10 protein-coding genes are annotated in these 15,463 nt (G+C 40.8%); 5 read left to right on the top strand and 5 right to left on the bottom strand.

The features are described from left to right. Window positions 1-4: 4 nt before the first annotated feature. Complete coding sequence (locus R2S08_RS15560; protein WP_316836011.1) at window positions 5-1,462, bottom strand: alpha-L-fucosidase; 1,458 nt, start codon at window positions 1,460-1,462, stop codon at window positions 5-7. A gap of 195 nt (window positions 1,463-1,657) precedes the next feature. Between R2S08_RS15560 and R2S08_RS15555 the strand changes: the two genes are divergently transcribed. The 3 genes from R2S08_RS15555 (at window position 1,658) to R2S08_RS15545 (ending at window position 5,907) form a co-directional block, all read left to right on the top strand. After that, window positions 1,658-2,542: an AraC family transcriptional regulator gene (locus R2S08_RS15555; RefSeq protein ID WP_316836010.1), complete on the top strand. Its 885-nt coding sequence runs from the start codon at window positions 1,658-1,660 to the stop codon at window positions 2,540-2,542. A 260-nt stretch (window positions 2,543-2,802) separates the two neighbouring features. Then, the gene (locus tag R2S08_RS15550; protein WP_316836009.1) at window positions 2,803-3,474 is read left to right on the top strand and encodes a DUF6624 domain-containing protein; all 672 of its coding nucleotides are present in this window, start codon (window positions 2,803-2,805) and stop codon (window positions 3,472-3,474) included. Between the two features lie 378 nt (window positions 3,475-3,852). Further along, window positions 3,853-5,907 carry a hypothetical protein gene (locus tag R2S08_RS15545; protein WP_316836008.1) on the top strand — a complete coding sequence of 685 codons (2,055 nt, stop codon included), beginning with the start codon at window positions 3,853-3,855 and terminating at the stop codon, window positions 5,905-5,907. 398 nt (window positions 5,908-6,305) lie between these two features. Here the strand turns inward: R2S08_RS15545 and R2S08_RS15540 are convergent, their stop codons facing one another. After that, window positions 6,306-6,536 (bottom strand): hypothetical protein, encoded by a 231-nt coding sequence (locus R2S08_RS15540; protein ID WP_316836007.1) that lies wholly within the window; start codon window positions 6,534-6,536, stop codon window positions 6,306-6,308. 448 nt (window positions 6,537-6,984) lie between these two features. Here R2S08_RS15540 and R2S08_RS15535 point away from each other — a divergent pair, with 448 nt between their 5' ends. Then, window positions 6,985-7,326: a YciI family protein gene (locus R2S08_RS15535; RefSeq protein ID WP_316836006.1), complete on the top strand. Its 342-nt coding sequence runs from the start codon at window positions 6,985-6,987 to the stop codon at window positions 7,324-7,326. Between the two features lie 40 nt (window positions 7,327-7,366). Then, window positions 7,367-8,611, top strand: a complete 1,245-nt coding sequence (locus R2S08_RS15530; RefSeq protein WP_316836005.1) for an RNA polymerase sigma factor — start codon at window positions 7,367-7,369, stop codon at window positions 8,609-8,611. Window positions 8,612-8,618: 7 nt separating this feature from the next. Here R2S08_RS15530 and R2S08_RS15525 read toward each other — a convergent pair whose 3' ends face one another. From R2S08_RS15525 to R2S08_RS15515, 3 genes are all read right to left on the bottom strand, one after another. Continuing rightward, window positions 8,619-10,502, bottom strand: coding sequence for a beta-N-acetylhexosaminidase (locus R2S08_RS15525; protein WP_316836004.1), 1,884 nt, complete (start codon window positions 10,500-10,502; stop codon window positions 8,619-8,621). A 208-nt stretch (window positions 10,503-10,710) separates the two neighbouring features. Beyond that, on the bottom strand, window positions 10,711-13,629 hold the full coding sequence (locus tag R2S08_RS15520) for a glycoside hydrolase family 2 protein (RefSeq protein WP_316836003.1): 2,919 nt from the start codon (window positions 13,627-13,629) through the stop codon (window positions 10,711-10,713). Between the two features lie 211 nt (window positions 13,630-13,840). Further along, window positions 13,841-15,454, bottom strand: coding sequence for a RagB/SusD family nutrient uptake outer membrane protein (locus tag R2S08_RS15515; RefSeq protein ID WP_316836002.1), 1,614 nt, complete (start codon window positions 15,452-15,454; stop codon window positions 13,841-13,843). Window positions 15,455-15,463 lie beyond the last annotated feature (9 nt).

The following is a 15,463-nucleotide window of genomic DNA, read 5'->3' as shown; positions in this document are numbered from 1 at the left end:
AAGGTCAATTCATTATGCTTACCGCGTAAGCGTATATGCTTTTGTGTTTAGCCGGATCAAATGCAGGAAATCTCAGCACCACATTTTTACCTTGTTGCTTCCATTTGATCACCTCACCGGTTTCTATGAGTTTAATCACAGCACCTGCCTTCAACTGCATATCCTTTATGATGAACCGGTTATTAACCGGCCATTTGGGCAATATGGCAAATACCTCTTTTGTAATCGGATTGGTGGTAAAGAAACACTCCTTCACTGCGTACCCCGGATCAGGGTCTACAGTCAGTTTAAGCATAAAATCGCCATTTGCTTTAAAATCCCCTTCCGTTCTTTTAGGCTTATAATCTCGCTTGCCCTCACTCCATTGACATGCTCTGATCCATTTTCGCGTATTGTAAATTGCCTTCCCATTTATTTTAAGCCAATCGCCCATTTGCAGTAACCGCTCCTGCATAATTGGCGGAATTTTACCAGAAGCATCCGGGCCAATATCAAGCAGCAAGTTTCCTCCTCTGCTCACCAGATCATTTAAGAGCAACACAAGTATCTGAGGTGAATTATAATCCCAGGCATCCTCCATTTTATTATAGCTATACGAAAAACCAATTCCCCTACTCTCCTCAAAATAATGATCGCCAAACTCCATGTCGGGCTGGTATTCAGGCGTATACACACCACCATGTTTAAACCGTATACCCTTACCATAACGGTCATAGGTAACTATCTCTTTTTTTACAGCGCTTTCATTATACAACCAACTTAAAAATTCGGTCGAATGCCAGGTCGTATCGCTATCATTCCAGTCGCCATCGGTCCAGAAAACAGCAGGTTTATACCTTTCTATTAAATCCTTAGCCTGAGGTATAGCCTGCTCTAAAGCATATTTTTCCGGGTTTGATTTATATAAAGGATTAAACCACTCATACCATGAAAAATATACACCAGCCTTTACCGATGTCTTTTTTATAGCAACAAACAACTCTCCCAGCAAATCTCGTCTAGGCCCCACATCCATTGCAGTCCAAGGAAATCCCCAGGCCTCATTGGCATATTTATTTGGCCACCAGCAAAAACCATCATGATGTTTAGCAACAGGAACCACATATTTGGCTCCTGATTTTTCAATAAGCTGCGCCCATTCATCCGGGTTATATAATTCCGCTTTAAAATCCTTTGCCAAATCATAATAGGTTTTATCTCCAAATACCCGTTTATGATATTTAGCTACATCCCCATTAAAAGCATTCGTTTGCAACCAATACTGATACCATTCTGCATATTGTCCTTTTGGTACATAAGCAGGAACAGAATATACTCCCCAGGTAATAAAGATGCCAAATTTCGCATCCTTGAACCATTCAGGAACAGGCCGTTTGTCCAAACTATTCCAGTTGGCGTTATATTTCTGTGCATCAACCGGAGAAGAAAAAAATAAGCCCATCAATGTTACAAAAAACATCATGAACGGAGCTGTCCGTGCGGTTAAAAATAGGATAAAATTTTTTCTTGAGTTCTTCAAAATATGAGTCATTGTATTAACAAATATAGAATTCCAGAGTACCTGCCACAATGTAAATGATTACTACTTTCATGTAGTATCTTACTATTTTCATATCTTACCACGGTTGATCAAACGAGTTGCAGGTGAACAAAAAAAATGACTAAAGAAGGAACAAATTACTGGCAAGGTAAAGGCAGGAAACTGATCGTGATACCCCGGGAAGTACTCCGCTCCAGGGTTCTAAACAACACCATATTAAACGCGATGTATATTACTGATCTTGGGTTTTATCCGGCTGCAGAAACACACTACACCCATAGAGAAAATGGCTGCCCGGAAATGATTATTATATTATGCGTAGATGGCAAAGGTAAATACCAAACCAAAGCCGGAAGTTTCGATGTTCTCCCAGGCCAGTTCTTTATTTTACCGCCAAATCAATGGCATAAATATGAAGCTGACCAGACCGACTCCTGGAGCATCATCTGGATTCGCATAGGCGGAAATAATGTAAACAAGCTTAATCTGCAACCGGCAGTAAGAAAATGCTATAAGCCAATGTATACCAATAGTACCCAGGAAATAGGCCGCCTCTTTGACGACATCTATTCAACACTCGAAAATGGCTACAGTCTTCAACACATCACCTATGCTAATATGACACTTCAACATATATTGGCCTTACTGCTCTATCGGCTGCAAGAAAACAAAAAAGAAGTCATTAGCCTTACCAATAAAGTTATACATTTCATGAGAACCCATATCGCTGAACAATTTGCTTTAAAAGACCTCGCTTCAACATTCAATTACTCCCCTTCACAATTTTCAAATCTCTTTAAAAAAGAAACCGGTTATTCCCCCGTCGATTATTTCATTCACCTCAAAATACAACATGGCTGTAAGTTACTTGACCTTACCAATATGAAAATCTACGAAGTGGCATTAAAAGTTGGATATCACGATCCTTACCACTTTTCAAAGCTTTTCAAAAAGATCATGCATTTATCACCCGAACAATACCGGCAAGCAAGCAAAGGATAAAGCCAATTCGCTTTGATTTGGTGTTATCGTTATTTATTTGCAAGCGCCCTTTTTTATCAGATCCGATTCTTGAAATTTTATTTTGTCTTTTGAGCTTCTCCAATTCACGTACTGTAGTTCTTCGGCTTAGTCCAAGTTTAGAAGCCAGTAAGTCAATTGATCTGAAATTAAACTGGTTGAGTTCTATTTTGATCTATAAAACACCTAAGTGATTAGAAATCAGAGTATGATAGTTTCGTTTAAAAATGTATCTTTAGAATATGAGACATTTCCTGTTTTTAACTTTCGTTGCACTTTCTGGCAGCCATCTCGCCCAGGCGCAGGTAACATCATTCAACATTGATAGTTCGAAATTCGACACTTCCCTGATGGCTACTTTAGATTCCATTTACAACAAAGACCAGTCAACCAGGATAGCCTATATAAAAGCTAAACAGCGCAACGAAAGCACTGCACTCTTGGATAGTCTGAACAGCAATATGCGCAGTATAGATGTACAAAACCTACAGAAGGTAAATGCAATTATAAAAAAACATGGCTGGTTGGGCCCCCAGAAAGTGGGAGTACAAGCTAGTCAGGCTTTGTTCTTGGTGATACAGCACGCTGACCTAAAAACTCAGGAGTATTACCTGCCAATGATCAGAGCTGCCGAAAAAAATGGGGAAACGCTTTCCAGTAACCTTGCTATTTTTGAGGACAGGATCTGTATGCGCACCGGTAAAAAACAGATTTATGGCAGTCAGGGATTCACAGATAAAGAAACAGGAAACAAATACATTTATCCTGTAATTGACGTCGACAACCTAGATAAAAGACGTGAAACAATGGGGATGCCACCAATGCAGGAATACAGCAAAGGATGGGATTTAGAAAAATACAAAAAAGAGCTTCCTAAGATTGAAGAAATAGTAAAGAGAGAAAACATTAAATAATAAGTGATATTACAGTGCTCAACTGAAGTAGTCAAGACTTAAGTCGCAGCAATTTCAATACCACGTTGTTCACCTTACTTCTGCCCACGCTTTTCACCCCTCCATTCCGCCTTTCTATAAACTCCACCTATCTAGCCCCGGCTCCCTCCCCTCTGCAATTTGCTACAGAAAATTCTCGTACACTGCAGAAAGGCCTCAGAGATCTGTGCGCTCTTCGCGCACCTGATATCGTTAGCCTTGGTGCAGCTGTACAGAATTTTCTTCAGTACTTCAAAAAAAATTCACGTATTTATACCTATTGCATTCCAGTGTAAGTACTACATTATTAAGCAATTATCCTTACTAGCTTTGACATCAATAAACATAAAAGCTACAACCATGAAAGACAACGAACAAAAATTGCAAAACCTCAGAAGTGACTTCCGTGCCCTGCACGCCTCCAGTCATCCTATTGCACTAAAATCCTTCAACCAAATCCAGAAAAGCATTGCAAGCTATTCCGGAAACACCTACTACGAAGAAATCCTCAAAGTAGGCTACAACCCGGATTTCCAGATCCTGGAAGCCATCCTCGCGGTAAAAAGACCCTACGGCTACAACGGAAACCTCTGTACCGATGGCTCCTACGCCTTTGTACGTTTCTACCTCGATTACGGGCAAGGCTGGGAAGATCAAGGCTATTCAGCTGTAAATGAACACGACATCCCAACCGGAACAGACTGCCAGAAACATCCCGAAAAACCCCTAAACTATTCCGTATCCTTAAAAATAACCCCAAAATCCCATGGCTGCAAAACACACGTATTGCCAAAAGTAAGAGCCATCCTGGAGTGGAACATTATTCCTCCAGCCCATACGCCAAACTACAGTTCCACCTGGGGCAACACCTTCGACGACCATATCCAAATCAAACCGATCAAAGAAATCGTACTCCAAACCCCAAACCTATCCAAGCTGATCGAACTGGCCCTGCAGCATCCTATGCTTAAACTCGCCGATGTAGCCAAACTGATTCCCGGAGGAGAACTTGCCCTGGAGCAATCCAAAGCAGAACTCCATCCAGCAGCTTTAGATCTCCACGCACTGGCTGATCTGTACAAAGACAACAGAACCATAACAGCAGCAAGATATGGCTTACCCCACGTTCTCTCTACCCTAAATAGCTATAGCCAGGTCACCATCAATCAAGACCTTTCCCAATGGGACAAACTAAAAATTGACTTCAGTGCCATCCTGGCCGAACTAGAGAAAACAAACGCAAATGTAAGTTACGAGCAAATGGAAGGTATTGGACTGGATTACAATCTTGAACAATTTGTAGCCACCTTCCGCATTAAAAAACCTGCAGGCTATTCCGGCGATCTTTGCAGCAAAGGAAGCCTGGAATATGTTGCCTTCTGGGCAGACTGGGGCAACAATTGCAAATGGGAATATGTAGGTACCACCACTGTAAATGTTCACGATATCAACGACATTCCAAAAGAAGGCTTGTCCTATGCTGCTGTCCTTCCATACGATTTCAATAAGATCAGAAAAAATTGCAGCAATCCGGAAGTGGTTAAAATACGCGCTGTGCTCTCCTGGGCAGTGGCTCCATCGGTACATGATGCAGATAAACTGGAATATTGGGGCAACCGGATGGATACCTATATCCAAATCAAACCGGGTGTTGGAACAGGGACTTTGAAACCTATCTTCAATATTCTTGGGGGCATTCCGGTAGATAAGATCAGCAATACAGACGGTCTAACCATTCCAGGTGCAAAATTTGCCCTAAACAAAATCGCAGTACATGATCATAGCCCATTTGGCGGTGTGGTGGTGATACAAGGACCATCCTTCCCAGGCCATCAGTATAGAATTAAAGTGACGAATATGAATACCCTGGCCAGCTATTACATCAGCAACGACTTCATTATTGTAGGTTGGTTAATGGCCCCACCTTATGTGCAATACACCAATGTACAAGCCGATCCGTTTACTTTCTACTATAACTACCAGGCTTTCGATAAAAACACAGACAACATACTGGCCAGATGGAGCCCTGGCACCAACGACCTGCTCAAAATAGAACTTGATATAGCAGGTGTACCCGGTGTATTCACCAAATATATTCAGATGGACAATATTGCGCCCGACATCACACTTCATATCGATGACCTGGGCGATTGTACCCACTACAAAGTTGGTGACGACATCAAAGGTACCTTCTCAGTTAACGATGCTCATTTGCTAAGCTATTCATTGGCCAGTAGTTTCGGCGGAGCGATTAATGGAAGTTCCAATACCTCCAACATTTTTAGTTTCAGCACGGTTGGAACAGCATCACCATGCGGAAAGATTTCATTAACTGCCATTGAAAAGACCATTTACAATAGCCAATCAACAGATAACAACAGTTACAAAGAACAGATCATCTGTTTGAAAAAGTAAGGCTTTGGCCTGAGATTTAAACAATAATACCCGTTGGAATTTGGAAAGCTACTGCTTTTCATATGCTCCAACGGGTATTTTGTTCGCTACAGCAAAAGCATTGCCTATGGAATACTTTGATATTAAGCCTTATTTAATTTCTCCATGCGGCCGGCAATAAGCTGTTTTTTTAACATTACCATCGTGCTTTCTGGTTTGCTCACCAGCCAGATCAACTCCAAATATATACTTCATTGGAATGGAGTACCCTGGGCGCTGATGTTAACTACGTCTTCAAGAATTTACCTTGGCTTGCTTGCCCTTATGAACATCCAGTATTGGCTAAGTTTAAGGTTTAAAATACCCGAAAGAGGATAGCGGAGGGATAGACCTCTTATAGCCAACAGCTTTACACCTTTTTACAATCGGTATCGAAGTTTGATGTTTCTTCCTATCGCTTTAAGTAACCCGGGATGATCGCTTACAGTCGCATCAACGGCATCCCACTCCCCTTTGGCGTTGCAAACAAGTTGATAATCCATGCCATTCATATTAATCTGAATGGCATTGGTTTCTTTTGTTATTCCTTTGGTGATGATCATGTAGGTATAGTCCTTTTCATCAAAATTGATGCGCAGTGGTAGATTCATATTTCAAGTATAGCGTTGGAAATGCCTTTTTATTGCATGAGCTAATTAATAAAATGAATTAAAAAATCGCTTTTTGTCGCTATACAGTGATTATTCTAATCCAATTGCTTAAATTTAAATAACTAAAAAATAAAGCTATGCAAGTTTTTATGATACCTGGTTTTGTTATTGCTTTCCTCGTCTATATATTCTATAGAGCGTTTATTACAAAAGATTTAAAAAGCAGACGTTGGGAATTATATACTGGTTTAATATTTTTTGCGCTTTGGGGTATTCTATTATTTGGTCTATCACATGCCTGATCGGACAATTAGAGCAAAGGACTACGGGCAGTAAGATATTTACGGTTGTTTACTTATAATATTTGATCTTTGATTGTCCCTTTCAATGAAATCAGATTGTTATTGGGGTATAGTTTAATATTCAATAACAATTAAAATCAACAAAAATGAAAGAGTACATTCTTCTTTTCAGACACGAAAACGTAAACGGAAAGGTTTCGCCGGAGCAAATTCAGCAATGGATGAAACAACAAATGGATTGGGTAAACAGCATTGTAGAACAAAACAAATTTGTAAGTGGCACCGGTCTGTTATTTGACGATGCCAAAGTAGTTAATCACAAAAAAATTATTACAAACGGACCCTTTGGCGACATTAAAGAAACGCTTGGCGGCTATATTATTGTAAAAGCAGAATCTGCAGACGAAGCCGCAGAATTTGCAAAAGGCGCTCCCATTTTACAAGGCGAAGGCAATACCGTAGAAGTACGTCAAATCGTAAAACATTAAAAAAATAAAGTTCCCGAAAAATCGGGAACTTTAGAAAAAAATGAATGAAAGCGATATAATTCCACATTTATTTAAGACAGAATACAGTAAAATGGTATCTGTTCTGACCAGGTCATTTGGTCTGGAATATATTGAAACAGCAGAAGATATCGTAAGCGAAACTTTTTTGGCGGCAATTGATACTTGGGCCTACAAGAGGAAACCCGCAAATCCAACGGCCTGGCTTTATACCGTAGCAAAAAACAAGTTAAAAAATCATCTTGCCCGAAACCATACATTCAACAAAATAGCCTCTGAACAATTAGCGGATAACAGCCAGTTAAATGAAATCCAAGTTGATTTTTCAGATAAAAACATTTCTGACAGTCAACTTCAAATGCTTTTTGCCTTATGCCATCCGTCTATTTCAGCAGAGGCACAAATTTGTTTGGCATTGCGCATTCTCTGCGGATTTGGATTAAATGAAATTGCAGACGCATTTTTATCGAACAAAGAAACGATTCACAAGAGATTGCAGAGAGCAAAAGAGAAACTCTGTTCCCAAAAGATTCAAATGGAAATGCCCAATGATGATGAAATCAATGAGCGATTAAACACCGTTATCCAAACCCTATATCTTTTGTTCAGTGAAGGTTATTATTCTGAAAGCAACAATTCCATTGTTCGGAAGGAGCTTTGTGTGGAGGCTCTAAATCTGGCTTATTTACTCTTGGATAACCGCAAAACCAACAATCACACCTCAAATGCTTTAATGTCCTTAATGTGCTTTCAGGCTTCACGTTTGGAAGCACGACAATCAGAAAGCGGAAACATGGTATTATATGACGACCAGGACAGAACCCTTTGGGACAAGGAATTTATAGAAAAAGGGTTTTATTATTTACAGCAGGCATCTAAATGGGAAATAACATCTACATTTTACCTGGAAGCGAGTATTGCCTATTGGCACACCGTTGATCATAACCATCCCGACAAATGGATGAGCATTTTGAAATTATATGATGTTTTATGTTTAGCTAGCAATTCACCAATAGTGGCCTTAAACAGGATCTGGGCGTTCTCAAAAGTTCATGGAAATTTACCCGCTATAGAAGAAGCCAAAAAGCTAGATTTGAATACAAACCATTTTTATCTTGTTCTTATGGCAGAGCTGTATACCCAAACTGACGACATGGACATGGCCAAGGAATGTTTCAAAAAGGCACACCACTTGTGTAAAACCAGCACAGAAAAAGCTATGCTACAAAAGAAAATTGACAAACTACATAGAAAACCGAATGCCTAACATCCCATTACCTGGTCCTTTTTTCTAATTCTCCACATGGAGCAATCAATAATTTTCCCGCAGCAGTATTTCCTTTAAATGATTGTGCTCTTATCTGGTAAATACCTTTGGGAATGACGATCGGCGTTCCATTATATTGCGCACTCGATGGATCGGGGTTGGTATTGTCCAGGGTATAGTAAATATCCAGACTGTCCACATCCGTGCTGAGAGAAACCAATAATTGTTTTTCCTGATCGAATTTTGCAGTGGCAAGCACATCAAATGCGGCTCTGGAATAATTGATTTGCGCAGCATCCAGAATCTTAAACTGGGGCGTTAACTTTGTTTGAAAATCGGCCCAGTTTTGTTTTCCAGTTGGTGACCAAAAAACCTCAGATAGTGCCAGAGATCGTGGCCATGTCATATATTCGGCGTGACGCCCGGTAGGCACAGATTCCGACCATAAATTTCCTTGTCCTCCCAAAACATAAGTACTATCTATCCCAGCAGGAACAGGGTTCCATTGATAAGCTGATTTTAAACGCAGCATATCGTAGGTATCGGGTTCCAGCAATGGATCGCCCTGGTAAAGATCCAAATACGTATTGCTGCTGGGCGTAAAAATAACCTGATGTCCTTGTTTCGCAGCTTCTATCCCGCCTTGCATCCCCTGCCAGCTCATCACTGTGGCTTCGGGAGCCAGGCCACCCTCCAGAATTTCATTCCATCCGATTATTTTTTTCTTCTTTTTCTTCAGGATTTTTTCTACCCTTTTGATAAAATAACTCTGCAGTTCGTGTTCCGTCTTTACCCCCTGTTGTTTCATAAAATCTTGTACCACCGCCGACTGTTGCCAGAAGTTTTTGGTACACTCATCACCACCAATGTGGATATATTCTCCAGGAAACAAAGCCGCCACCTCCGTAAAAACTTTATCCAGAAAGACATATACCCGCTCGTCTGCAGGATTTAAAGTATTGTCATCAATATTATAGAATTTACTCCCTGGATTTACTGCATAATTGTATCCCGTTGCAGACAAATACGGATAGGCTGCTATAGCTGCCAGCGAATGGCCAGGAACATCAATTTCCGGCACAATGGTGATATGTCTTTCAGCTGCGTAGGCAATAACTTCCTTAATATCCTGTTGCGTATAGTATCCTCCATAAGAGGCCTTTTCATCTTTTTGAGGGGGAGTATAAGACCACCACTGCCCTGTCCTTGGAACTCTCCAGGCACCCACTTCTGTTAAGCGGGGCAGAGATTTTATTTCTATGCGCCATCCCTGGTCATCTGTTAAATGCCAGTGAAAAACATTGAATTTATAGCGCGCCATATCATCAATATATTTTTTCACAAAGTCTTTCGAAAAGAAATGACGGCTTACATCCAGCATCAGTCCACGCCATTTCAAACGGGGATAATCAACAATTTCAACTACAGGTAAGCTACGCTGCTGCTCCTTACTTTCAGCCGAAAGCTGAAGCAATTGCCGCATCGTTTGTAAACCATAAAATAAACCAGCCATTTTACGTGCCTGCAGTTTCACTTCATGTTCCGTAATAGATAATTCATAGCCCTCATCATTACCAGGATTGTTCAATGCCGGATTCAACAACAACCTGATAGAGCGCCCAGCCCCAGTTGTTTTGTTCTTTACAGGCAAAGTAAGGCCCGTTAACACATTAAACCATTCATTAGCACGGTTACCCAGCACAGTAAGTTCAGAATTACCAGACGGAATGATTAAAGAAGTCTGATCATCAATTACAAACCTACCTTTACCTTGAACCAACGAAACCGGTTCTGGAATAATCGCTGGTTTAATCTGTGCCTTACTGATAGGGCAAATAAATATCAAAGCAAACAAATAGATGGAGGTCTTAACAGCAAAGGATTTCTTCATATCATAATTTTATATTCATACCAAACGCAATAACGTTTCAATCCCTGAATATAAGCATTCAAAACAAAAAAGGATCAGCTGCATCTTATTTATGAACTCAGTCCAGTCTCCACTCTCCCCGGTCTGCACCCAAGAAAATATGTTTTACCGGGCGAACCTCAGAGCCTGTAAGGCTCAGAGAGCCCGGTAAAACATATTTTTTCTAGCACTATTTCAACTTAATACTGATACTATCCGCGATCACATCTCCAACCTTTAAAGGACGGTCCATTTTTTCCGCGTGATCTCTAAAAAACTTTTCAGACCCCATATTACTGTAAGCCGCTAACAAAACTTTAATTCCCTGTCCATTCTGCCAGGCCCTGATGTGCTGAGTTCCATTAGCTAAAAAGTCGAAAGCGGAAGTACCATTGCTTAACTGCGCATTGTTGACATACATTTTTGTAGACCGGAAATCATTTGTTCCCAGCTCGTTCCTGTCTAAACTCCAGGAGGTAACAGGCAAAACAGATGGCCCTGCAGGACCCGAAATTTCAGTATCAGACACCAGCTTTGCCTTACCCGTAATTCGACCAATATGATCTGCCGGATAATAATTCCAAAGCGCATTTCTTGTCCAGCTCATCTCTTGAAAACGGAGAGGCAGACCGAAAACCAATCCCCATTGTCGTGGATTAATATTTTCTTTTAAGGTGTATTTATATTCAATGCGAACGGTACCATTTGCCAGAAATCTGTAACTCGTTGTCCCTGCAGCCTCACTGTAGCTGTCATTTATACTTACACAGAACTCATTTTTGCCCTGATCAAGTTTAATTCCTTTCACTATCCTGTTTTTACATACATCAGTAAAGGGCTCAATCTTTTTACCATCACCAACCATTTGTACACCATTCCCTTCGCCGTTTAAAGGCAATACCATTAACCTTGGACCTTCAGTCCAAATGGAGGTCTCGTTTTTGGATACCTCTTCTATATCACCACTGGTTAAATTAAAATGAACGCTAATATTACCGTTTTTAGCAATTAACCTATTGCCATTCTTTGTGTAGCTCCACAACTGCTCTATTGTTTTAGGCTCAGGTTGTATTTGATCGATAGTTGGCACAACGGTAAACTGGTAAATATCAATTAACACGCCACGAGGATCGTAAACTTTAACCATCAGTTGATCTGATGCCAGGGGTTGTTTACCTATGGCGATCGTAGTTGTGCTTTTCCCATTTCGTTTCAGATCAGTAAGGATACGGCCACTTTCACCCGCAATACTCCACTCTATCCGGCATTCGTTTAGGTTACTGAAGAGTAACCTATTTTCCATTTCAAGAGCTACCTTTCCATTATTCCAGTTGCTGATCAACTTGATTTTAACTGGCGAATAGGCTTTTTTCATATGCCAATACTCTGGTTTTTCTCTTCGCCAGCCATCAATTGGCCCCCAGGTTCCATATCCTACAGTTTTCCCATTCGGCAAGAAAAAAGTATCATCGATGCCTGCCCATATAGCACCGCCCAGAACAGCATCAGTTTTATACATGTCTTCCCACATCGCAGCAAAACCAATTCCCCAGGCATCGCGGACACCAGGATCGGTGACCAGTTCCTGCCGGTTATAGGCATTTAAATGTACATACTCATCAAAAACGATGGGACGTTTATAATTGGCATACTTTGCTGGTCCGGTTGGGCCTGGATAGTGGTGGTTCGTAATTTCAAGATCGCCCTCATCAGCATCAGGACCCCATTGACTAAAATTACGAGGGCGGGTTGGATCGTAAATTTTGACCAACTTGGCCGTCTCCTTAAAATACTCCTTATATTTTAGGCTTTCGTTACCTACCGACCAGATAATGACCGATGGATTAGATCTGAAATAGGTGATCATATCTATCGTTTGGTCAACCAGTACGGTTTGTGCAATTTCGGTACCGAGGTTTACCGGTGTATTATGTGCCCAGCAGAAAGGGGCTTCAACTTCTAAAAACATTCCCAAACGGTTACAAGCATCAATCAGTTCTTCACCCGGTGGATAATGTGAGGTACGAATGTAATTTACATTGCCTTCGATAAACAGTTTCACATCTTTTTCCCACATGTTATCGTTTACCGAACGTCCACGCAAAGGCATCACCTCATGACGGCAAACTCCACGTAACTTAATGGGCATATTGTTAACAAAAACCTGATTCCCCCTTACTTCTACCTGACGGAAACCTATGCTTTTAGTGACCACATCTTCTAACTTGTCGCCTTGCTTTATACTCAGCTTAACCACGTACAAATTAGGGTGCTCAGGGTCCCACTTTGCTGGCTTAACCACATCAAAACTAATATTTTGCTGAAACAACTCCCCTTTGCCAAGGTCTTTATCGATATGGACTGTCTTTTCGCCTACTTTAGTCGTACCATCGGCCTTAAAGAGCTGAGCCATTACATTAAGGCTACCTGCTTTTCTGTCCTGCTCATTGGCAACAATAACATCAGCGCTTAAGCTGGCATTTTCATAGCTCTTGTCAAAAAAGGTTTTGACATCAGCATAAGCAAAATTTACAGGAGCTATACCCATTAAATATACTTTACGTGGAATACCGCCAAGATTGTGGGCTGCATAAACTGAGGCACTGGCCAAAGAGTCAGCCTTACTCTCAGATTTTACTTTGACCAGCAATTCATTGGCCCCATCCCATTTAATAAAATTGTTGATGTCTACTTCAAAGGGTGTAAATCCACCCAAATGTTCGGCGGCCTTTTTACCATTTACCCAAATTTCTGCCTCGCTATAAACAGCATCGAAACGAAGCTTAACCCTGGTATTTTTCCAGTTTTCCGGAATATTAAAAGTTCTTTGGTATCCTGCAAAAGTCTCCTTCTTAACTTCGAAACCCTGCATTGCCCATTCTCCGGGTACCTGTATATTTTTATTGGCTGGTAAGGAGTTGATATCTGGTGAAAATTGCCATGTTCCATCCAAAGAAATTTTATTGGGCTGTTTGGAGGCGGATGGTGAAATGCGGTTGATCTTCAAAGTTTGATGATCAGCCGTAGTAAAGTTTATCTTTTGGACCTGGGCTTTCACGGTGCCAGATGCAAGCGTGAGTATCGCTAATGCGTTATATATGATTTTCATTAATGTGTGTGTACGTTCATGTTATATTCGCAACCAATTTATACGATAAAGCATCAATTAACTGCAATCATATTGTCTAATGATGACAGTATATTATAGCGACTCTGAACCCGGTCTGCGCCCAAGAAAATATGTTTTACCCGGCGAACCTCAGAACCTGCAAGGTTCAGAGAGCCCGGTAAAACATATTTTCACAAACAGACTTAATGAATTACCAACCCGGACTTTGCGTCACACTACGCAAAATATCAAGTTCTGTCTGAGGGATCGGCATATACCACATTTTTTGATCAAAAGGCCTGTTCTCTACCTGTTCCCTCGTATAAGTTGCCCCGGCAGCATCCCATCTAAAAGCAAAAATAGGCGAACTTGATCTTAATTTCCATCTTCTGTCGTCAAAAAAGCGATGTTCTTCAAAGCATAACTCAACCCTCCGCTCTCTTCTGATCGCAACACGCATCTGGTCTTTTGTAAGCCCCTCAGTTAAGTTCGGGAGCCCGGCCCGGTTTCTTATTAAATTCATATACGTATAAATTCTTGGATCTGCTGCAGGAGAGCTATTCGCTTCATTTGCAGCTTCAGCATAGTTTAAATACATCTCCCCTATCCTAAACCAGATGCTCATGATTTGTCTTCCGGCCCCAGAAGTAAGACTAACTGACCCGTCACAAAACTTTGCAGTGTAATACCCTGTAGTCGTATTCACATTGGCGCCATTAATCCCATCAAGTCCTCCTGTTTTTGCCGCTACGGTGTAATCTCTGATCACACTTCCATTATACCAAATTGTTGCATAAAATCTAGGCTCTCTGTTAAGGTAAGGATGCGCAGGATCGTAACCAGAGCTTGGGTCTGATATATCTTTCCCGTTGGCCATCTGGTATTCGTCTACTAAATTTTGTGTTGGAACAGCATTTGCCCATCCCGACATGCCGGGAGGATAAAAGGCTTGTTCAAAGTTTTTATTATTTCCAAGATCTCTAAACCAAATAATCTCAGAATTGGCATATACAGTAAATACATCTTTATAATTATCGCTCTTATTTGATTTAACGTTATATAACGTATATTGATTGAGATCAATCACTGCTTTTGCAGCATTGGCTGCCTGTTGCCACTTGGCTGAATTATCGGCGGTATTCAGCGGGCTGGCAGCATATAATAATAGTCTGGATTTTAACGCCAGGCACATGCCTTTTGTCGCTCGTCCAAGCAGACCTGCAGAATAGGATAAAGGTAAAATACCTGCGGCCTCGTCCAAATCTTTGACCATAAATGCCACACACTCGTCATAGGCATTTCGTTTTTGCTGAAATGGGTCATTTATTGGTACACGCTTATCCACAATTGGAAATGCACCGTAAAATTTCAGTATATCAAAATAAAGAAATGCCCTGCAAAATAATGCTTCACCTCTTAGTCTTGTTTTAGTTTGTATTTCATCATTACTTGTTGTCGGTACGCCCGGAAGTCTTTCCAGTAAAATGTTTGCCTTTCTAATACCCCAATAACTATTGGCCCAGATATTACCTATTGGATTGGAAGACTGCGAATAGCCACCTCTGTTAAAAGCCATCCCGTTATTCCAGAATGTAGGGGCGGCCTCATCACTTAGACAGTCAATTGAGGTAAAACCATCCCCACCCCTGGTTTGAACGGTGGGCAATACACTATAAATATTGTTTACAAAGCTTTCAGATTGTATCACGGTACTAAACACCTGATCTTCGGTAATATTTTCATTTGGAGCAAGATCCAGGTATTTTTTACAGGAGCTGAAACTTATTGTCGATAGCAATAAAGCTATAATTATATAATTCTTCATTTGAACTAA

This window comes from Pedobacter nutrimenti (assembly GCF_032678445.1).
GTDB lineage: Bacteria > Bacteroidota > Bacteroidia > Sphingobacteriales > Sphingobacteriaceae > Pedobacter > Pedobacter nutrimenti_A.
This window is presented reverse-complemented; position numbering and strand designations above follow the sequence as displayed.

What these genes read in the sequence shown, in the direction of transcription:
- R2S08_RS15560 (WP_316836011.1), bottom strand. Translation starts at nt 1,462, where the DNA reads ATGATGTTTTTTGTAACATTGATGGGCTTATTTTTTTCTTCTCCGGTT.
- R2S08_RS15555 (WP_316836010.1), top strand. Translation starts at nt 1,658, where the DNA reads ATGACTAAAGAAGGAACAAATTACTGGCAAGGTAAAGGCAGGAAACTG.
- R2S08_RS15550 (WP_316836009.1), top strand. Translation starts at nt 2,803, where the DNA reads ATGAGACATTTCCTGTTTTTAACTTTCGTTGCACTTTCTGGCAGCCAT.
- R2S08_RS15545 (WP_316836008.1), top strand. Translation starts at nt 3,853, where the DNA reads ATGAAAGACAACGAACAAAAATTGCAAAACCTCAGAAGTGACTTCCGT.
- R2S08_RS15540 (WP_316836007.1), bottom strand. Translation starts at nt 6,536, where the DNA reads ATGAATCTACCACTGCGCATCAATTTTGATGAAAAGGACTATACCTAC.
- R2S08_RS15535 (WP_316836006.1), top strand. Translation starts at nt 6,985, where the DNA reads ATGAAAGAGTACATTCTTCTTTTCAGACACGAAAACGTAAACGGAAAG.
- R2S08_RS15530 (WP_316836005.1), top strand. Translation starts at nt 7,367, where the DNA reads ATGAATGAAAGCGATATAATTCCACATTTATTTAAGACAGAATACAGT.
- R2S08_RS15525 (WP_316836004.1), bottom strand. Translation starts at nt 10,502, where the DNA reads ATGAAGAAATCCTTTGCTGTTAAGACCTCCATCTATTTGTTTGCTTTG.
- R2S08_RS15520 (WP_316836003.1), bottom strand. Translation starts at nt 13,629, where the DNA reads ATGAAAATCATATATAACGCATTAGCGATACTCACGCTTGCATCTGGC.
- R2S08_RS15515 (WP_316836002.1), bottom strand. Translation starts at nt 15,454, where the DNA reads ATGAAGAATTATATAATTATAGCTTTATTGCTATCGACAATAAGTTTC.